The organism is Neobacillus niacini, from assembly GCF_030817595.1.
Taxonomy (GTDB): Bacteria; Bacillota; Bacilli; order Bacillales; family Cytobacillaceae; genus Neobacillus; species Neobacillus niacini_G.
On the sequence record NZ_JAUSZN010000001.1, the window covers coordinates 118,207 to 137,330 of the forward strand.

Annotated in this window: 18 protein-coding genes; 12 read left to right on the forward strand and 6 right to left on the reverse strand. The window is 40.5% G+C overall.

The genetic code is table 11. The features are described from left to right. Positions 1-902 precede the first annotated feature (902 nt). From QFZ31_RS00740 to QFZ31_RS00755, 4 genes are all read left to right on the forward strand, one after another. Positions 903-3,281: a hypothetical protein gene (locus QFZ31_RS00740; protein ID WP_307300006.1), complete on the forward strand. Its 2,379-nt coding sequence runs from the start codon at positions 903-905 to the stop codon at positions 3,279-3,281. A gap of 404 nt (positions 3,282-3,685) precedes the next feature. Further along, positions 3,686-4,594 carry an alpha/beta hydrolase gene (locus QFZ31_RS00745; protein ID WP_307300008.1) on the forward strand — a complete coding sequence of 303 codons (909 nt, stop codon included), beginning with the start codon at positions 3,686-3,688 and terminating at the stop codon, positions 4,592-4,594. Positions 4,595-4,768: 174 nt separating this feature from the next. Next, positions 4,769-5,254 carry a hypothetical protein gene (locus QFZ31_RS00750; protein WP_307300010.1) on the forward strand — a complete coding sequence of 162 codons (486 nt, stop codon included), beginning with the start codon at positions 4,769-4,771 and terminating at the stop codon, positions 5,252-5,254. Between the two features lie 19 nt (positions 5,255-5,273). Beyond that, positions 5,274-6,335, forward strand: a complete 1,062-nt coding sequence (locus QFZ31_RS00755) for an alpha/beta fold hydrolase (protein ID WP_307300011.1) — start codon at positions 5,274-5,276, stop codon at positions 6,333-6,335. A gap of 426 nt (positions 6,336-6,761) precedes the next feature. Here QFZ31_RS00755 and QFZ31_RS00760 read toward each other — a convergent pair whose 3' ends face one another. Then, the gene (locus QFZ31_RS00760; RefSeq protein ID WP_307300014.1) at positions 6,762-7,454 is read right to left on the reverse strand and encodes a diphthine--ammonia ligase; all 693 of its coding nucleotides are present in this window, start codon (positions 7,452-7,454) and stop codon (positions 6,762-6,764) included. Between the two features lie 266 nt (positions 7,455-7,720). Between QFZ31_RS00760 and QFZ31_RS00765 the strand changes: the two genes are divergently transcribed. The 5 genes from QFZ31_RS00765 to QFZ31_RS00785 all read left to right on the forward strand — a co-directional run bounded on the left by QFZ31_RS00765 (position 7,721) and on the right by QFZ31_RS00785 (position 12,100). Further along, complete coding sequence (locus QFZ31_RS00765) at positions 7,721-8,635, forward strand: VOC family protein (protein ID WP_307300016.1); 915 nt, start codon at positions 7,721-7,723, stop codon at positions 8,633-8,635. 186 nt (positions 8,636-8,821) lie between these two features. Then, positions 8,822-10,390: an IS1182 family transposase gene (locus QFZ31_RS00770; RefSeq protein ID WP_307300018.1), complete on the forward strand. Its 1,569-nt coding sequence runs from the start codon at positions 8,822-8,824 to the stop codon at positions 10,388-10,390. 209 nt (positions 10,391-10,599) lie between these two features. Further along, positions 10,600-11,076: a DUF2975 domain-containing protein gene (locus QFZ31_RS00775; RefSeq protein ID WP_307300024.1), complete on the forward strand. Its 477-nt coding sequence runs from the start codon at positions 10,600-10,602 to the stop codon at positions 11,074-11,076. A gap of 10 nt (positions 11,077-11,086) precedes the next feature. Next, the gene (locus QFZ31_RS00780; protein ID WP_179600770.1) at positions 11,087-11,305 is read left to right on the forward strand and encodes a helix-turn-helix domain-containing protein; all 219 of its coding nucleotides are present in this window, start codon (positions 11,087-11,089) and stop codon (positions 11,303-11,305) included. A gap of 30 nt (positions 11,306-11,335) precedes the next feature. Beyond that, the gene (locus QFZ31_RS00785) at positions 11,336-12,100 is read left to right on the forward strand and encodes a DUF817 domain-containing protein (RefSeq protein WP_307300027.1); all 765 of its coding nucleotides are present in this window, start codon (positions 11,336-11,338) and stop codon (positions 12,098-12,100) included. Positions 12,101-12,295: 195 nt separating this feature from the next. On the opposite strand, the gene QFZ31_RS00790 is transcribed toward QFZ31_RS00785, so the two are convergent. Next, positions 12,296-13,135, reverse strand: a complete 840-nt coding sequence (locus QFZ31_RS00790) for an AraC family transcriptional regulator (RefSeq protein WP_307300028.1) — start codon at positions 13,133-13,135, stop codon at positions 12,296-12,298. A 134-nt stretch (positions 13,136-13,269) separates the two neighbouring features. Here QFZ31_RS00790 and QFZ31_RS00795 point away from each other — a divergent pair, with 134 nt between their 5' ends. Continuing rightward, on the forward strand, positions 13,270-15,288 hold the full coding sequence (locus QFZ31_RS00795; protein ID WP_307300029.1) for a beta-galactosidase: 2,019 nt from the start codon (positions 13,270-13,272) through the stop codon (positions 15,286-15,288). 485 nt (positions 15,289-15,773) lie between these two features. Here the strand turns inward: QFZ31_RS00795 and QFZ31_RS00800 are convergent, their stop codons facing one another. Then, positions 15,774-16,184: a MerR family transcriptional regulator gene (locus QFZ31_RS00800; protein WP_307300030.1), complete on the reverse strand. Its 411-nt coding sequence runs from the start codon at positions 16,182-16,184 to the stop codon at positions 15,774-15,776. A gap of 268 nt (positions 16,185-16,452) precedes the next feature. On the opposite strand from QFZ31_RS00800, the gene QFZ31_RS00805 reads away from it, so the two are divergent. Continuing rightward, the gene (locus tag QFZ31_RS00805) at positions 16,453-17,493 is read left to right on the forward strand and encodes an NAD(P)-dependent alcohol dehydrogenase (RefSeq protein WP_307300032.1); all 1,041 of its coding nucleotides are present in this window, start codon (positions 16,453-16,455) and stop codon (positions 17,491-17,493) included. A 444-nt stretch (positions 17,494-17,937) separates the two neighbouring features. Here QFZ31_RS00805 and QFZ31_RS00810 read toward each other — a convergent pair whose 3' ends face one another. The 3 genes from QFZ31_RS00810 to QFZ31_RS00820 form a co-directional block, all read right to left on the reverse strand. Continuing rightward, positions 17,938-18,102 (reverse strand): hypothetical protein, encoded by a 165-nt coding sequence (locus tag QFZ31_RS00810; protein ID WP_307300034.1) that lies wholly within the window; start codon positions 18,100-18,102, stop codon positions 17,938-17,940. Between the two features lie 75 nt (positions 18,103-18,177). Then, complete coding sequence (locus tag QFZ31_RS00815; RefSeq protein WP_307300035.1) at positions 18,178-18,273, reverse strand: YjcZ family sporulation protein; 96 nt, start codon at positions 18,271-18,273, stop codon at positions 18,178-18,180. A 42-nt stretch (positions 18,274-18,315) separates the two neighbouring features. Beyond that, the gene (locus tag QFZ31_RS00820; RefSeq protein ID WP_179600764.1) at positions 18,316-18,438 is read right to left on the reverse strand and encodes a YjcZ family sporulation protein; all 123 of its coding nucleotides are present in this window, start codon (positions 18,436-18,438) and stop codon (positions 18,316-18,318) included. Between the two features lie 260 nt (positions 18,439-18,698). Between QFZ31_RS00820 and QFZ31_RS00825 the strand changes: the two genes are divergently transcribed. Beyond that, on the forward strand, positions 18,699-19,004 hold the full coding sequence (locus QFZ31_RS00825; RefSeq protein ID WP_307300038.1) for a hypothetical protein: 306 nt from the start codon (positions 18,699-18,701) through the stop codon (positions 19,002-19,004). Positions 19,005-19,124: the final 120 nt, after the last annotated feature.

Below are 19,124 nucleotides of genomic sequence, written 5' to 3' on the forward strand. Positions count from 1 at the left end.
GGGTTCCGGTTGAAAATCCTTTTTGTTTTAAGGTAAAGACATGAAGAGAGGGGGTTCTCGGCTTAATGGAAGTTAAGAAACTGCCCCTGCTTCTTCATAGAAAATCGTAGTGTCATCAATTAAATTGTGACTAGAAAAATTAGTACCGATTATACATGATCATTAGGAACTCCAAAAATACCTAGCTGTGGTGCAAGAGGTACTCTTTAAGGAAGCTCATTCTCTATAGAATACAATTGAAAATATCGAGATAAAAATGCAGGAATTTTATCTCTCAAAAGAAGATGATCAAATAATCATGAATGGTGTGGCTTGGTTTGAAGAGGAAAAAAAGAAAAGAGCTCTTCAGAGAAAACTAGGGTAACGTCAGATCAGCAGATGTAAACCTCATAAAGTATCAACTATATATATTAAGTTGAAATGCCGATTACGACCATCGTAATTGGCTTTTTTATGTACTATTCGTCATTGTTTTTTCAGCCTTGAAATGGCGCTAGGAACAACTAGATAATAATGAATATTTACTCACTTTATACTTTACATACACCACCTTTTCTGTGTTTGTTTTGTTACGCAGTTCTACTTGGTTTACTGAGACTCATAGAGGAAACGTGTCAAAGAATGAAAAAAATACACAATTTTCTTTATTAAATAGTTTTTAGTACAGGCAGTGAATTGAATACTATCATAACCTGTAAAAGACCTAAAGAAAGGAAGGTTTTTTTATGGGAATTCGGCCTTGCAAATGTTGTGAATGTTGTGAGTGTTGTGAATGTTCAAAGTGTAGTAAGTGTACCAAATGTTGTGAGTGTTCTAAATGTCATAAGTGTTCTAAATGTCATAAGTGTTCTAAATATTGTAAATGTATTTGCCCTCCCGGACCCCCCGGACCAGTAGGACCAATGGGACCTCAAGGGCCAGCAGGACCACAAGGGGAAACAGGTGATCAAGGCCCAATGGGACCTCAGGGACCAGCAGGACCGCAAGGGGAAACAGGTGATCAAGGCCCAATGGGACCTCAGGGACCAGCAGGACCGCAAGGGGAAACGGGCGCTCAAGGCCCAATGGGACCTCAGGGACCAGCAGGACCGCAAGGGGAAACAGGTGATCAAGGCCCAATGGGACCTCAGGGACCAGCAGGACCGCAAGGGGAAACGGGCGCTCAAGGCCCAATGGGACCTCAGGGACCAGCAGGACCGCAAGGGGAAACAGGTGATCAAGGCCCAATGGGACCTCAGGGACCAGCAGGACCGCAAGGGGAAACGGGCGCTCAAGGCCCAATGGGACCTCAGGGACCAGCAGGACCGCAAGGGGAAACAGGTGATCAAGGCCCAATGGGACCTCAGGGACCAGCAGGACCACAAGGGGAAACAGGTGATCAAGGCCCAATGGGACCACAGGGACCAGCAGGACCACAAGGGGAAACAGGTGATCAAGGCCCAATGGGACCTCAGGGACCAGCAGGACCGCAAGGGGAAACAGGTGATCAAGGCCCAATGGGACCTCAGGGACCAGCAGGACCGCAAGGGGAAACGGGCGCTCAAGGCCCAATGGGACCTCAGGGACCAGCAGGACCACAAGGGGAAACAGGTGATCAAGGCCCAATGGGACCTCAGGGACCAGCAGGACCGCAAGGGGAAACAGGTGATCAAGGCCCAATGGGACCTCAGGGACCAGCAGGACCGCAAGGGGAAACGGGCGCTCAAGGCCCAATGGGACCTCAGGGACCAGCAGGACCACAAGGGGAAACAGGTGATCAAGGCCCAATGGGACCTCAGGGACCAGCAGGACCACAAGGGGAAACAGGTGATCAAGGCCCAATGGGACCTCAGGGACCAGCAGGACCACAAGGGGAACCAGGCGTACAAGGACCAATGGGACCTCAGGGACCAGCAGGACCACAAGGGGAAACAGGTGATCAAGGACCAATCGGACCACAGGGACCAGCAGGACCACAAGGGGAAACAGGTGATCAAGGACCAATCGGACCACAGGGACCAGCAGGACCACAAGGGGAAACAGGTGATCAAGGACCAATGGGACCTCAGGGACCAGCAGGACCACAAGGGGAAACAGGTGATCAAGGCCCAATGGGACCTCAGGGACCAGCAGGACCACAAGGGGAACCAGGCGTACAAGGACCAATGGGACCTCAGGGACCAGCAGGACCACAAGGGGAAACAGGTGCTCAAGGCCCAATCGGACCTCAGGGACCAGCAGGACCACAAGGGGAAACAGGTGATCAAGGCCCAATCGGACCACAGGGACCAGCAGGACCACAAGGGGAAACAGGTGCTCAAGGCCCAATCGGACCTCAGGGACCAGCAGGACCACAAGGGGAACCAGGTGATCAAGGACCAATCGGACCACAGGGACCAGCAGGACCACAAGGGGAACCAGGCGCACAAGGACCAATCGGACCACAGGGACCAGCAGGACCACAAGGGGAAACAGGTGATCAAGGACCAATCGGACCACAGGGACCAGCAGGACCACAAGGGGAAGCAGGCGCTCAAGGACCAATCGGACCTCAGGGACCAGCAGGACCGCAAGGGGAAACAGGTGCCCAAGGCCCAATCGGACCACAGGGACCAGCAGGACCACAAGGGGAAGCAGGCGCTCAAGGCCCAATCGGACCACAGGGACCAGCAGGACCACAAGGGGAAGCAGGCGCTCAAGGACCAATCGGACCACAAGGACCAGCAGGACCACAAGGGGAAACAGGTGCCCAAGGACCAATCGGACCACAAGGACCAGCAGGACCACAAGGGGAAGCAGGCGCTCAAGGACCAATCGGACCACAAGGACCAGCAGGACCACAAGGGGAAACCGGCCCTCAAGGACCAGCAGGAGGAGTATTAGCCTTTGCAGATTTTTATGCTCTAATGCCACCTGATAATTCTGCAACAGTTGCTCCAGGTACAGATGTAGATTTTCCACAGAATGGACCTATTAGTGCCGGGGGATTGATTTCGCGCACTGGTGCCGATACATTTAACTTGGCTAATATTGGCACTTATCAGGTTTTATTCCAGGTTAGTGTCACCGAACCTGGTCAACTCGTTTTAACTCTTAATGGCGTTGAACAACCATATACGGTTGTCGGACGTGCAACAGGTACTTCCCAGATTGTTGGAATGGCTCTTGTTCAAACGACTTCAATCAATACAATCCTCACTGTACGAAATCCTGCTGACAATACCACAGCACTGACCATCACTCCTAATGCTGGAGGAACAGAGCCTGTTTCCGCACACCTCGTTATTACGCGACTTCAATAAACCGGTGCTCTAAACTTCTCTTTCACTTACAGGTGCTGCGTGTTACAAGGTTAATCAGTTTTTACTGGTTGACCTTTTTTATATTAAACCTAATATTTCAGTCGCAGGGTTGGTGGGAGTAGGAAATTGTTATCAATCCATTCGCCCCCTATTAGTAAATCGGATTTTTTTCTCCGCTGGTTTGGCATGTTATAAATCAATTCTCAAAGAGAAACTGTATATATGCTAATATTAATATAGGTGTGTGAACTGTGCTTATTGTACTAACTGAGCAATTTAAACAAAAAAGTATTTTTTTTATATAGAAGTTAAGGGATTTACCCTACGAACTTTTTATTAAAAGTTACCCAAGCAATTTTTACATACATCAATAAACTGCCAGAAAAACAAAGGGGAGGATTGTTTTGCCAAGTATTAGTAGTTATTTTTTAAAAAAAGGGATTAAAGCAGGTGCAAAAAAACTGAAATTGGAAGAAAAGGAAGTGGGTGAAAGTAGGCAGGTCATTGATTCATTTGCTCGGAAATTCTCAAAGCTGCCGAAGGACTGTAAGGTTGAACGGATTGAGATTGAAGGAATTTACGCTGAATGGATTTCTAACAATCAGACTTCAGAAGGAAAGGTGATTCTATATTTACACGGAGGAGGTTATCTTTATTGTTCTGCGGATACCCATCGAACGTTGGCTGCGCGAATCATGATTGATTCAGGTGTAAAAGTCCTCCTGCCGGAATATCGACTTGCGCCTGAACACCCATTTCCTGCAGCGATTGAAGATACACTTACTGTCTATCGATGGCTTCTTAAGCAGGGTTATAACTCTTCGAATATCATCTTTGCCGGTGATTCAGCAGGAGGAGGCTTATCGTTGGCAGCCACTCATGTGCTTAGAGACCAATATGATCCGCTTCCGGCAGCGTTAGTATGTTTGTCCCCTTGGGTTGATTTAACAAGCTCTGGTAAAAGTTACAAGGAAAACAGTGAAAAAGATCCGTATTTGAGGTCGGATCTTGTTCGAAAAACAGCTCAGCAATATGCAGGGGGAGAGTCTCTTGACAATCACCTAATTTCTCCTGTTTTTGCAGACCTTAGTGGATTTCCGCCAATGTTTATCCAGACGGGTAGTATTGAAATTTTGTTAAGTGACGCCCAAATGCTAGCGGATAAAGCGCGTCAGACAGGGGTGAAGGTTCATTTCAAAGTCTGGAAGGGTATGTGGCATGTATGGCAAATCAGCGCAGGATTACCTGAAGCGAACAAGGCTGTGAAAGAAATCGGTCACTTTGTAAAGAAAACATTTAGCGTAAGCAGATGAAAATCTATTATTTGTTTTCAGAATCTTCAATTTCACCTATTGTAAGTAACTATTTTCCGATGTAAAATACAGGTAATTAGTAATGAATGAGGATTCATTCATTGGAAAGGAGAATGGATTTTACAACGAAAATAGAGGGTTGTAGTACACAATATTAAACAGAGGTGAATGAATATGTCAGAAATGAATCCTTACGATTCTTTTAGGCAAATAAGTGAAATGTTGGAAAAGGGATTGAATGGCTTATTATTTCAATCGATAAATAACAACCCATTAATACAAGTGACCAAGTTGGGCATAGAGGCGAATTCTAGATATATTGAGTTGTTAAAAAGAAACCGGGAACTAATGGCAAGCTATATGAATCTACCAACAAAAAATGATGTAGCCAATGCGGTCAAACAAACGATGCAAGCGGAGGAAAAGATCGATATTCTTGAAGAGCAAATCTGGAATTTACAAGATAGTTTTGCGTTAGCAACACAAGAGCAAAATAAGGTGCTTGGAGAAATACTAGAATTCACCAAACATATCCACTTTGAATGGCAAAAAGCATCACAGGAGCTTGCTGCACTATCTGAAATGAAAAATGAATTTGAAGAGATGAAGAGGCTTTTGCAGAAAGATAAAAAAAAGGAACCCGTTCTAGCAGCCAAATAAAGGTGAAGGAGAATAAATGATGGCGGTTAAATCACTAGTAAATATCCCCGTTCTCAATCTTGAAAGTGAGAAGAAGCGGTGGAATAATATTTATAAAGTTTTGAGCGAACCAAAGCCTGATATTGAATCAACACCTAGAAAAGCGGTTTGGAAAAAAGGTAAGTCTGTTTTGTGGTATCACGCTGCTCCGGAGAAGAAGTATAGTACGCCCTTGTTTTTGGTGTATTCTCTATTAAATAAAGCTTATATTCTCGATATCTCTGAAGAAGGAAGTGTGGTTGGCAATCTTACAAAGCAGGGTTACGATGTCTATTTGTTAGATTGGGGTTCACCGGGCTTGGAGGACAAGGACCTCACTTTAGATAACTACCTTATCGACTATTTGAAAGTTGCGGTAAAACGAGCCTTAAGGCATTCAGGGGCAAAAGAAATTTCTTTGGTAGGGTATTGTATTGGTGGAATGCTTTCGGCAATGCTAACATCACTAACAGATTTACCAATCAAAAATCTCGTCCTTGCCGCGGTTCCAATTGACTACAGCAACGCCATCGTTCCTAATAAATGGGTTAAAGCACTTCAAAACGGCACACTAAATTTTGACCGGTTTGCAGAGGCTTACGAAGTCATTCCATCAGAGTTTTTATATGCAATTTTTATGGCGCTTCAAGGATTCAACATTGGACCAACCATAAATCTGGTCACCCGTGCAAATGATCAAAAGTATGTTGATAAGTGGCGGAATATGGACAAATGGATGAAGGATGCCGTTACATTTTCGGGTGCAGCATTTAAGCAAATGATGAATGAATTATATAAAGATAACAAGCTTGTAGAAGGTGAAATGAAGATTGGCGGTCAGAAAGTGGATTTAACCAATATTAAATGCAGTACATTGGTGATCACATCCATAAGGGATGAATTAGTGTTAGAATCACAAAGCCTACCTATCATGGACCTTATTTCAAGTGAAGATAAAACGTATCAACATGTGGAAGCTGGACATGTGTCCCTTTGCTTAACAGGCCAGTTTGCCTTTGCAATTGATCCGTGGCTGTCGGCCCGTTCTACTAGATTAATATAATCCAAAATTGGAAAAGCCTTAGCCCTTTGTATGCGGACTAAGGTTTTAAATTTTTTGACACGATCCGATCCAAGTGCGTAGGTTTTTTGAGAGCTCAGCCAAATTATTGACTGGGCATTTTTGGATTAGAAGGTTTTTTCCTAAAAAAGGTTTTGTGCCCGTTTATCTGGAAAAACGAGGTTAGCGGTAACGAATAAGTGCTAATCGTGCCCGCTCAGGCTGGAAAAGGAGTTTAACGGTAACGAATAAAGCTAATCGTGCCCACTCAGGCTAAAAAAGGGTGTTAACGGTAACGAATAGAGGTTAATCGTACCCGTTCTTGCTTGAAAAGTAGCAAGGTGGTAACGAATAGAAAAAGCTACTCTTTTAATTTGTAATAAGATAATCTTCTATCTTGGTGATGAGTCAGAAACTAAATTGATCCTGCTAAATCTGATCAAGCTCCAAAGGCAAAAAGGCATATTCTCCGTTTTTAATAATCTCTCCCTTACGAACTGGAATAGGGTTCTTAAAAATGGGTCCATCTATGACGGTAGTATGAAATTCTCCGCCTTCTCCACAGGGGTCAATACCACGTGCTTCAAGTTCCTTCACGTATTCATGGGTAAATGTTCGCCCTAAGTCGTCTTCTCGCATTCCCAATGATAAATTAACTGTTACAATGATAGTTGTAAATCCTAGATTAATAAATTCTTCGGCAGCTTCAAGATGATCCATATCCCATAAAGGCATACCAAGTTTTAAACCAGCATTGTTCGCAACCTTTTCATGCCAACAGCCATGAGCAGGTATATCCAAGTCTCCAGTTACCAACACTTCTGCTCCTTGGACTTTAGCTTTTGTTAATAAACCCATAAATACTGTTTCATAATCTGTCCAACTGGCAGCAGCGGTATATACTGGCAAACCTATCGAGGCAGCCTGGGCATGGATGATCTCCGGTGGCATTCCATGAGATCTGGAACGTTTCCCTTCTTCCTCCAGCATAACAATAAGTCCAACTGCTTCTCCAACCTTCATAGCTTTATAGAGAGCTAAGACACTATCCTTTCCTCCGCTAAAAGAAGCTATAAATTTATGCCCGTGGGCACCATTTTTCCAATCATTTACTTCTGTCATTCATATCTTTCCCCTTTATGGCTTTTTACAACTTATTTCATTCTATCAGGATTGTCCTATACTAAACTATAATATTATAGAAAATGAAAATATTTATCACCTCGCACGTCGGAGAGGTTATTTCCATAAGGATAGAAACCCCTGCTATTTTTAGAAAGTCAAGGAATTGAACAAGGGAAACAGATGGGTGAAATGATTACTTATACTCGAAAATAGGTCATACTCATATTGTCCAGAAATTATTAAAAAATAAAGGAGAAATACCAATGTCAAATTTAAAACAGAAAATTGTTCCGCATTTATGGTATGACAAGGAGGCGAAAGAAGCAGCACTGTTTTATGCTTCCATATTCCCGGACTCAAAAGTTACGAATGTAGCAACCATCCACGACACACCATCAGGCGACTCCGATATCGTGACGTTTGAGCTTTGGGGGCAAAAGTTCATGGCAATCAGTGCAGGCCCTTATTTCAAAATCAATCCATCTGTGTCCTTCATCGTAAATTTTGACCCATCACGAGAAAATGACGCAAGTGAAAAAATAAATGAGGTTTGGAACAAATTGTCCGATGGCGGCACTCCGTTAATGCCACTTGATAAGTATCCGTTTAGTGAGAAATTTGGCTGGATTCAGGATAAATATGGTTTATCCTGGCAATTAATGCTTACCAATCCAGAAGGTGAAGAGCGCCATACAATCGTGCCGTCACTTTTGTTCGTGGGAGATCAATGCGGCAAAACAGAAGAGGCGATTAATTTTTATTTATCAGTATTTAAAAATGCAAAGCTGGGACATATTGTCCGTTACCCTAATGACATGGAACCGGATAAAGAAGGAACAGTTATGTTCGCTGATTTTAACTTAGAAAATCAATGGTTTGCCGCAATGGATAGTGCGCACAAGCATAAATTCAATTTTAACGAGGCAATCTCATTTATGGTGTATTGCGACACTCAAGAAGAGATTGATTACTATTGGGAAAGGCTCTCTGCAGTTCCTGAAGCCGAGCAATGCGGCTGGCTGAAAGATAAGTTTGGCCTATCATGGCAGATTGTACCAAGTCAGATGGACGAAATGATGAGTAAGGGGACACCTGAGCAACAAGAGCGTCTAACGAAAGCTTTTCTTAAAATGAAGAAATTTGATCTTACAGAATTACAGAAGGCTTATAAGGGATAAAATCCAGTTATAAATTGAATAGTTAAAGTTAAAGAGGCTGGGACAAAACCCTCCTCTGGAATGAAAAAGCCGGTGAAATTTTACTCGTCGTAAAATTTCACCGGCTTTATTTTTTTCAATAAAATAAGGACAACTTCTGATAAAATTAAGTTACCACACAAAATAAAATCAGAAAGAAGTGTCCTTATGTTTAAAAATTATATCATGAATCAATTAGTTTTGCCTTTAGATTTAGAAGTAAAATTAAAAAATAATGATATTGCCTTCCATGTCCATCATTTAGTTGAAAGTATCCCTCAGGAAGCGTTGGAACCATTTCTTCGAAATGAGGGCTGTCCTGCCTACCATCCACGCATGATGCTTAAAATAATCTTATGTGCCTATACGCAATCTGTCTTCTCAGGGCGCAAAATTGAAGCCCTATTAAAAGACAGTATCCGTATGATGTGGTTGGCTCAGGGGCATGAACCAAGCTACCGTACAATCAACCGATTCCGTGTTCAATCAGAAGTGAAAGAATTAATTCGCCAATGTTTCGTCCAATTCCGTTGCCAATTAGTCGAAGAAAAACTTATCGATCAAGATGCAATTTTTATTGATGGCACAAAGATTGAAGCGAATGCGAATAAGTTTACGTTTGTCTGGAAGAAATCGATTGAGAAATATCACAAAGCATTAATTGAAAAGTCAAATGAACTATACAACGAGCTACTTGAAAAGGAAATCATACCTGAGATTGAACGAGAAAGTGAAGAACAGTTATCGCTTGAGGAACTTGGTCAAATGGTTCAAAAAGTAGATGATATGGTTACCGAGTATGACAAAAAAATAGAAGCATCGTCAGACGTAGTGGAACGAAAGGCGTTAAGGAGTGAGAGGAAATATCCCAAGCAGGTGCGCAAACAGTTGCTTGATTACATCTTGCGAACACAGAAATATCAACGAGATTTCGAAATCTTTGACACACGTAATAGTTATTCAAAAACAGATCACGATGCGACGTTCATGCGCATGAAAGATGATTATATGAAAAATGGTCAATTGAAAGCTGGTTATAATGTACAACTCGCAACCGAAGGTCAATACGCACTTGCCTATAGTTTATTTCCAAATCCGACAGACACACGAACGTTAATCCCGTTCCTGGATGAAATTGAGCAACATTATTTTAAGTTACCAAAGCATATTGTCGCAGATGCAGGTTATGGCAGTGAGCAAAATTATGAAGATATCCTTTCCAATCGTAAACGAGAAGCGCTCATTACATATAACATGTACTTGAAAGAGCAAAATAAAAAATATAAACAAAACGAATTCAATCCAGACAACTGGCAGTATAATGAAGGAGATGATATATACATTTGCCCGAACCAGCAACGCCTTGTATTTAAATATTCTTCTGTACGCACGGATAAAACAGGTTTCAAACGAGAGTTTAAAATCTATGATTGTGAAGACTGTTCGGGATGCCCATTCCGTTCATCATGTACGAAGGCAAAAGAAGGCAATAATCGAACGTTAATGGTGAACAAGAAATGGGAACAACAAAAAGAATATGTGAGAGCGAAGCTTTCAGAAGAAAAAACGAGTGCGATCTATCGAAAACGCAAAATCGATGTGGAGCCAGTTTTTGGATTCTTGAAGGCTAATTTGCGTTTTACTCGATTTTCTGTACGTGGAAAATCGAAGGTTGAAAACGAAATGGGACTAGCGTTAATGGCCGTGAATTTACGAAAATTCACGGCTAACAGCTAAGAATAAACAACAATTATGAATAAAAATAGAAAAAGGTGAAATTGAGCACACTCAATTTCACCTTTTTCACTATTTGAAGCTAGTTATGTCCCAGCCTCTTTTTATGGATATTAACAATAATAATGTCGCAAAAAAAGATAATTATTTATTGTAAAACGATAAATATTGTGCTAATATCAAATAGAAAATAAATTTGTGAGGTGCTTTTTATGAAAATAGGGTCAACATTATTTTTAAGAATGGCTGTTTTTCTTATTGGAACTCCGGTTCTTGCTTTGGGTATCTTCGGGTTAACCTGGTTACCGAAAAATCCAGCAAATCCAGATTATGCCCATATACTATATCCAATCGTAATCGGTATGTATGTATCAGTGATACCGTTTTTCGGAGCATTGGTTCAAGCTTTTAAACTTTTAAGCTATATTGACAAAAACCAAGCTTTCTCTGATTTGTCTGTTAAAGCTCTTAAGAATATCAAAATCTGTGCAATCACAATCAGTGTTTTGTATGTGATAATATTGCCATTTGTTTATATCGTAGCAGAGCTGGACGACGCACCTGGTCTTATCATAATCGGAATGGTTCCTGTCTTTGCTTCAATGGTAATCGCCGTCTTTGCTGCTGTTCTTCAAAGACTTTTAAAAGAAGCGATTGATATAAAATCTGAAAATGACTTAACGGTCTGAGGTGATAACGATGGCGATTATAATCAATATTGATGTGATGCTGGCTAAAAGGAAAATGAGTGTAACGGAACTTTCGGAAAGGGTTGGAATCACAATGGCGAACCTTTCTATATTAAAAAATGGAAAGGCTAAGGCGGTTCGATTTGCAACGTTAGAGGCGATTTGTAAGGCTTTAGATTGTCAACCGGGAGATATATTAGAATACCGAAGTGATGAGGAAACACCATAAGGTTTTTTTAAAACTCTGGAGGCAAAGATCATGAGAGCATTTAAACAACTGGTTCGTTTTGGTTGGGAGCAGGCCCTATCTTGTGTGTTTCCTGTCGTTATTTTTGCCTCATTGGCTTTTACTAAAATTATGCCGCTTCCCTTTCTGCCTCGATATGATTGGCTGCTCATCATCTGCCTTCTAATGCAGTGGTGGATGGTGCGTTCTGGGCTTGAAACTCTTGATGAACTGAAGGTTATTACCTTGTTCCACATTATTGGACTTGTACTGGAACTTTTCAAGACACACATGGGCTCCTGGTCTTATCCAGAGGAAGGGTATTTCAAAATTTTCGGAGTACCTTTGTATAGCGGGTTCATGTATGCAAGTGTCGCGAGTTATCTTTGTCAGGCGTGGAGGAGGATGAAGGTAGAACTGGTTAAATGGCCACCGTTTTTGTTGGTTGTACCTCTTGCAGCTGCGATTTATTTGAATTTTTTCACTCACCATTATTGGATTGACATTCGTTGGTATTTATCAGCTCTTGTCATGATTGTCTTTTGGCAAGCATGGGTCACATACGAGATTGGTGGAACTCGATACCGTATGCCACTGGCACTTGCATTTGTGCTGATTGGATTTTTTATCTGGATAGCTGAAAATATTGCAACGTTCTTTGGGGCTTGGGAATATCCAAACCAAACCGAAGCATGGAGTCTCGTTCATCTTGGAAAGGTGAGTTCATGGCTTTTATTAGTGATTGTTAGCTTTCTTATCGTTGCGACGTTAAAGCAGGTTAAGGAAAAAAATCATTGATACACTCACAAATGTTGTTAGTTCAACGGTTGTGGGTGTTTTTTTATTGGCCTTTTCCAATGATAGAGGCTTTATGAATATTTTTTCAATGGATTCGGACAGCGGTATCATTTTTGGACCTAGCCCAGTCCGAATGAGACTGCGCATTACGACAAAGTTTAACAAATTTTGTCTTAGTTGTTCGTGTTTCATTATTTAAAAAATCCCATTAAGATGACGGTACTTTACTGGAGGCATCCCGACCATTTTCCTAAAAGTAGCCACAAAATGGCTTGTGGAACGAAAACCTACTTGTAGGGCGATTTGACTGATTGAAGCGGAATTGTTTTCTATAAGTAGTTTTTTAGATTGCTGAATGCGTAAATTCACAAAATAGGCGTAGGGTGTAACCTGAAAATTTTTTTGAAATAATGAATTCAAATGTCGTTTAGATGTATTGATAAGTAGCGCCATTTCATCTAGGCCGACATCAGGGTTGGAAAGTTGGGACTTCATCCAGTCAATGAGGGAATATAACGTTCCTAAGTTATTGGTTTCTTTCAAGCTGCGTTTTATTGTTTTTCCATACTTTTTTAAAAGCAGGAGAAATTCATAGACATTGGATGAAGCACTGATGCTTGAGCTGTCCGTTGTCTCGTCGCTTTGTTTTAACACGTTGGCAATAAAGGTTGAAATCGGTGCGTCTTGTTCCCAGTGAAAAAAAGCAGATTGATAAAGTCCGAGTGTTATCAGAATCTCTTTTATCATCATTCCGTCAAATGTTACATAAAGTGTTGTCCATGGTGAGCCATCACTTTGTTCATTTTTATACGAGTGGGCAACATGCGGTAGGATGAGGACACCGCTATTGGCCGGGAGGTTTATTGTTTGATTTTGACACATGATCGACCCTAGACCGTTGACAGTTTGAATCCAATGGTAATAAGGATAACCATTTGGACGTGTGATATTTTCTTGTGCTGGGTTGAAACCAATTGTTTCTGCAAAAAGGGGCAGTTTACTTTCGTTTAAAGGGATTAGAATATGCTTTTTCATCATCCTGCTCCTTTTTAAGAATCTCCTGAATTGTTCCTTATTCTTATATTACTTTCAATTATATTATATTTAATGCGGTTTTGTAATCGTATACAATGGAAATATATTGATACAAAGGAAAAGGGTGGTTCCATATGATAAATGAAAAGCTTCCTAAAATTTGGTATGGCGGAGATTATAATCCAGAGCAGTGGGAGAAAGGCGACTGGGATGAAGATATCCGGATTTTTAAACTAGCTGGAATCGATGTGGCAACATTAAATGTTTTTTCCTGGGCGTTAAATCAGCCGGATGAAGAAACCTACAATTTTGAATGGCTGGATGAACAAATTGAACGTTTATATCAAAATGGAATTTACTCTTGTCTGGCAACTAGTACAGCGGCACATCCCGCATGGATGGCAAAAAAGTATCCCGATGTTTTGCGAGTAGATTACCAGGGAAGAAAACGAAAGTTTGGCGGCAGACACAATTCCTGTCCGAACAGCCCAACCTATCGGAAATATGCAGAACGTATCGCTGACCGATTAGGAGAAAGATATAAAGATCATCCTGGCGTGTTGATTTGGCATGTGTCCAATGAATATGGAGGCTACTGTTATTGTGATAATTGTGCTGAGAGTTTTAGAGAATGGCTTCAAGAAAAATACGGAAACTTAGGTACGTTAAATAAGGCGTGGAATACGCGATTTTGGGGCCATACGTTTTATGATTGGGATGAAATTGTCCCCCCTAATGTTTTAAGTGAAGAGGGGGATAGAAATTCGAGCTACTTCCAAGGAATCTCGTTAGATTATCGTATTTTTCAGTCCGATAGTCTTTTAGAGTGCTATAAACTTGAGCGTGATGTCTTAAAAAAGCATAATCCCAATATACCTGTAACGACAAATTTAATGGGTACCTATAGCGAGCTCGATTATTTTAAATGGGGCAAGGAAATGGATGTTGTATCTTGGGATAACTACCCTCGCTATAACACACCGGCTAGCTTTACTGCACTAGCGCACGATCTGATGAGAGGCTTGAAAAGCGGCCAGCCTTTTATGCTAATGGAACAGACTCCTAGTCAGCAAAATTGGCAGGCATATAATTCGCTGAAACGGCCAGGTGTGATGCGCTTATGGAGCTATCAAGCAGTAGCACGTGGTGCAGATACTGTTATGTTTTTCCAATTGAGGAGATCGGTTGGAGCTTGTGAAAAATACCATGGAGCCGTTATTGAACACGTGGGTCATGAGAATACAAGAGTGTTCCGGGAAACTGCCGCACTTGGCAAAGAGCTGGCAAAGCTTTCAGATAACTTGCTCGATGCACGTGTACCAGCTAAAGTTGCGATCGTATATGACTGGGAAAACCGCTGGGCTACAGAATTATCAAGCGGTCCATCCAAGGCATTGGATTACTTGAATGAAGTTCACAAATATTACGCAGCTTTATTCGGAGAAAATATATTGGTAGACATGATTAGTGTGGATGAGGATTTAAGTAAGTATGAAATCGTCTTTGCGCCAGTGTTATATATGGTGAAATCAGGGTACGCCAATAAATTAAAAGCGTTTGTTAAAAATGGAGGAACGTTTGTGACCACGTTCTTTAGTGGGATCGTCAATGAACATGATCTTGTTACACTTGGCGGTTATCCAGGAGAACTGCGGGATCTCCTTGGTATATGGGTGGAGGAAATTGATGCACTGCCACCTGAAATGAAAAATCAAATTGTCGTAAAAAAAGAAGTTGGCAGCCTGACTGGCAGCTATGAGTGCAGTTTGTTGTTTGATATTATCCATTCAGAGGGTGCAGAAGTACTGGCTGAATATGGTTCTGATTTTTATGCCGCTACTCCTGTCATTACGTGTAATTCCTATGGAAACGGAAAAGCGTATTACGTGGGAACATGCCCTGACACATTGTTCTTAACCGATTTCGTGAAAACGATTTGTGAGGAAAAGGATATAAAACCGTTACTTAATGTTCCTAAGGGGGTGGAAGTGACGGAGAGAAGAAAGGATGGTAACTCTTACTTATTTGTCATGAACCACAATGCTTCAACAGTTGAAATCGAGATAAGTGAAGGAACCGATCTGTTAACAAGTGTGGAATTAAACGGGAAAACTTCTCTAGAGGCGTTTGGAGTAATGATTGTAAAACAATAGGGTAGCACCTCCAATCCATTTTGAGCTGAGTGAGTGGAAGATAGAAAAATAAAAGATCGTGCTGGTGATAGATTTCTATCTTTGGTGGTATTTTCATGAGCATTAAAAATTGGGATGAGATAAAGGAATGTTCTTTTAACATCGAATTTAAGGATGAAATCTATATAAGCTCATTTATGTGTTAATTGAATAAGAAACAAGAAAAAGGATTGGAGAAATTCGAGGGCACTGAAAAAGTCCCCTCAAATGTAAAAAAGGTATAATACCTCAATTAGGAGGGGATTATACCTTTTTTGCTGTATAATTATAGTATCAATTATAAACGGGTGGATACTATGATTCAGAACCAACAATCAGTTATTTTTAGTCCATTAATGGCTATATATGATTTAATCGTTCCTAAGGATAAAGTATGAAGGGCTTCTATTTTTCGTTAGGTTTGGTTGAATTTCATATATATATTTATGAAAAACAGGTGGTTTCAGTTAATGATTAATCTCAATTTTATTGTCTTTATGAATAGCTTCCGTTCCTGCTTCCAAAGCAGTCCGGTAATAGCTGCATTTATGCTCGATGACTTCCATTTGTTTTTTTAGTTCCTCTATCTGTGCTTCGACAATAGCTTTTCGATCCATAAACATGTCGTATCTTTGTTGCAACGTGGAATCCCCATCCGAACACCAATCAATGAAATTTTTAATTTCCTTAATGGGCATCGCTGTGGATTTCAGACATTCAATTATTCTTAAAGCGTCAATATCGGATTCCTTAAACCGCCGTGTTCCGTTTGGTGTCCGTTCTACAAAAGGCATAAGTCCTTCCTTATCGTAGTAACGCAAGGTATATACGGTAAGATTCAATTCTTTTGCAACTTCACTGATCGTGTATGTCTTCATTTTTTATCTCCAATTCTTAATAATATAGACCTCGAGTTAACTCTACGGATGAAGGGAATTTATCATCTTGTAGGCAAAATGTCAAATGGTAGATTAACATTCAAGAAAATTAGTAGTTTTTTTAAATAAGGTATTGACCTAGAGTTAACTCTAAGGATTAATATTGTTTTGCAAGAGAAAAAGTAGGGTAGCAATGAATTAGAGGGTAATTGAACCCTGAACAAGCGCATCCTCTTGAAAAAATATAGATTACTTGGAGGTTTTATTCATGATAACTGCTAAAGCACGAGCTGTGGATGGTCCAGACAAACAATTTCGAGCTGCTGAAATTAAACGCCGCGATCTTGATTTACATGATGTTCTAATTGAAATTAAATTTGCAGGCATATGCCATTCTGATATCCATACTGCTCATGGCGAGTGGGGTCCCGTGAACTATCCACTCGTACCTGGTCATGAGATTGCTGGTATTGTGACCGAAGTAGGAGCAGAGGTCACAAAGTACAAGGTTGGTGACCGGGTAGGGGTTGGATGTATGGTTGACTCCTGTGGCGAATGTGAGAACTGCCGTAAAGGAGAGGAACAATATTGTCTTAACGGAAATGTTCCTACCTACGCTGGTGTTGACAAGTACGGTGAGCCAACTCAAGGTGGATATTCAACCCACATAGTCGTTACTGAGGACTTTGTAGTTAGAATTCCTGATAGCATTGAGCTTGACGCTGCAGCACCATTACTTTGTGCAGGTATTACCACCTATTCACCATTAAACCATTGGGGAGCAGGACCAGGTAAGAAAGTCGCGGTTGTTGGGTTGGGCGGTCTTGGTCATATGGCTGTTAAGATTGCACACGCCATGGGGGCAGAAGTTACCGTTCTGTCACAAACATTGAGTAAAAAAGAAGATGGCTTGCAATTCGGCGCAGACACCTACTATGCAACAAGCAACCCTGAAACATTCGAGAAACTTGCCGGTACATTTGATTTAATCATTAACACGGTAAGTGCAAAAATCGATATTAGTGCGTACCTCTCTCTGTTAGCGCTGGATGGAACGCTAGTAAATGTCGGTGCGCCTGCAGAGCCATTATCATTAAATGTGTTTTCTCTCATCGGTCATCGCCGTTCCTTTGCAGGTTCAATGATTGGTGGCATCCGTGAGACTCAGGAGATGTTGAACTTCTGTGCGGAACATAACATTGTTCCTAATATTGAAGTGATCTCGGCCGATCAAATTGACGAAGCATATAAACGCGTTTTAGCTTCAGATGTGAAATATCGATTTGTCATCGATATTAGCACAATGTGATTTGCATCAATCATATGCTTTAAAGGTATTTAGAAGGTGTCCTAAAAGCCTAGCTTTTGGGACACCTTTTTTGGCTTTCTTAAGAAAAATTAAATAGGAATATTAAAAAAATGATGATATTAAGGAGAATTGGATTGTGGATTTTAGTAATTGTATTTTGTACTTCCCTTACGTATCCGTACTCTATATGTGATAGAGAATATCGAAAATGGAAATTTACTACTTAGTAAATTTTATTGGGCATATCCTCTTTTTAAGTAAAATAGAATACACTTTCCTTGTATACTTGGAATACTATATTTTCGAAATAGGGGTTTTACTGTCAATAAAGTAAAAAAAAAAGGGATAAACTCTACGCAGACTACGTTAAGGTCTATCCCTAAATATAGATTGTTTTTATGTTGTCAGCACGTTCTTACCCGATGCCATCTGGAAATATAGTTCCTATTTATTAATAGAACCTACGTCTTCGTCTTCTGTCTCTGTCGAATTCAAAACGTCTTCTTCTCTCGATATCAAATACAAATACAAAGGGGAAAAACAGTCTTCTTCTAAAGTCGTTACGAAAAAACCGATCTCTTCGGTCAAATCCAAAAAATGACACTGCATTCACCCTCCTTTCCTTTCAGAAAACTGTATGACAAAGGACAGATGAACATAACCTGTCATTTTTTTTCGTACAAATTAGTAACCCATAAAAGAAGCTCCGACAATGATAAGGAGAATAAACAATACAACAATTAAAGCAAATCCCATTCCATATCCTCTTCCTTCACTCATGTATATCACCTCCAGATTTTTATTAAAAAAGCTATTAGAACATTAACACCAACTGGAAAGTACGATGATCAGCAGAATGAACAATACAACGATCAGTACAAAGCTACTGCCGTTATAGCCACCACCATAGCCATAACCGCCGCCACAGCCGAATCCAAAGCCCATATTTTCACCACCTTTAGGATAATCCGAATAAATATTCTTTTTATATATATTTCTAAAGACAAGAATCGATTGGACATTTACCATAGAGTTAAGAAAAATTAGCGATTTGTTTGAAAAGAAACGTTGGCACTACCTGTAAATAACTTGCGGAGTGTATTTATAGACTCTTTTTTTACTTTTTGTACAAACATCCACACTCTGATACAAAACCAATCATAAATTATCTAAATGAGTAGAAGAGAGAGGAGAAGAAGTCATAGGTGAAGAATAAAAGTAAACATAAACAAAAGGCGAATGAAGAAAAAATAGAGGACGAACAAATCATCCCTTTGGAAAGATACGATTTAGTTCACAATTGGAAAATCATCATGCAATTTAATTTTGCTTTATTTAAAAACAAAGAAGAATTTGTAATTATGGATCATAAGGATGATTATATAGCTCGCTTTAGCATTACCAGTGCAGGGGTAATTGAATTTAAAAAAAAGTCATATGACTTAACTCCGAAGATTGATTTTTATAATAAAACGATTAAGATACCTATTGTGACAGAGCACGGAAAGTAATCAGCATGAAGGCGGCAGAGAAGTGCCAATTGCCTTCTAAAAATGATTAGGTTAGTTGAAAAAAGGACTATAAATCAACATAAGAGAACCAAGATTGTTAAATAACACAATCTTGGTTCT

Coding starts and splice junctions, on each gene's coding strand:
- QFZ31_RS00740 (WP_307300006.1), top strand. CDS start 903: ATGGGACCTCAAGGGCCAGCAGGACCACAAGGGGAAACAGGTGATCAA.
- QFZ31_RS00750 (WP_307300010.1), top strand. CDS start 4,769: ATGTCAGAAATGAATCCTTACGATTCTTTTAGGCAAATAAGTGAAATG.
- QFZ31_RS00755 (WP_307300011.1), top strand. CDS start 5,274: ATGGCGGTTAAATCACTAGTAAATATCCCCGTTCTCAATCTTGAAAGT.
- QFZ31_RS00760 (WP_307300014.1), bottom strand. CDS start 7,454: ATGACAGAAGTAAATGATTGGAAAAATGGTGCCCACGGGCATAAATTT.
- QFZ31_RS00765 (WP_307300016.1), top strand. CDS start 7,721: ATGTCAAATTTAAAACAGAAAATTGTTCCGCATTTATGGTATGACAAG.
- QFZ31_RS00770 (WP_307300018.1), top strand. CDS start 8,822: ATGTTTAAAAATTATATCATGAATCAATTAGTTTTGCCTTTAGATTTA.
- QFZ31_RS00775 (WP_307300024.1), top strand. CDS start 10,600: ATGAAAATAGGGTCAACATTATTTTTAAGAATGGCTGTTTTTCTTATT.
- QFZ31_RS00780 (WP_179600770.1), top strand. CDS start 11,087: ATGGCGATTATAATCAATATTGATGTGATGCTGGCTAAAAGGAAAATG.
- QFZ31_RS00785 (WP_307300027.1), top strand. CDS start 11,336: ATGAGAGCATTTAAACAACTGGTTCGTTTTGGTTGGGAGCAGGCCCTA.
- QFZ31_RS00790 (WP_307300028.1), bottom strand. CDS start 13,135: ATGAAAAAGCATATTCTAATCCCTTTAAACGAAAGTAAACTGCCCCTT.
- QFZ31_RS00795 (WP_307300029.1), top strand. CDS start 13,270: ATGATAAATGAAAAGCTTCCTAAAATTTGGTATGGCGGAGATTATAAT.
- QFZ31_RS00800 (WP_307300030.1), bottom strand. CDS start 16,184: ATGAAGACATACACGATCAGTGAAGTTGCAAAAGAATTGAATCTTACC.
- QFZ31_RS00805 (WP_307300032.1), top strand. CDS start 16,453: ATGATAACTGCTAAAGCACGAGCTGTGGATGGTCCAGACAAACAATTT.
- QFZ31_RS00810 (WP_307300034.1), bottom strand. CDS start 18,102: ATGCAGTGTCATTTTTTGGATTTGACCGAAGAGATCGGTTTTTTCGTA.
- QFZ31_RS00815 (WP_307300035.1), bottom strand. CDS start 18,273: ATGAGTGAAGGAAGAGGATATGGAATGGGATTTGCTTTAATTGTTGTA.
- QFZ31_RS00820 (WP_179600764.1), bottom strand. CDS start 18,438: ATGGGCTTTGGATTCGGCTGTGGCGGCGGTTATGGCTATGGTGGTGGC.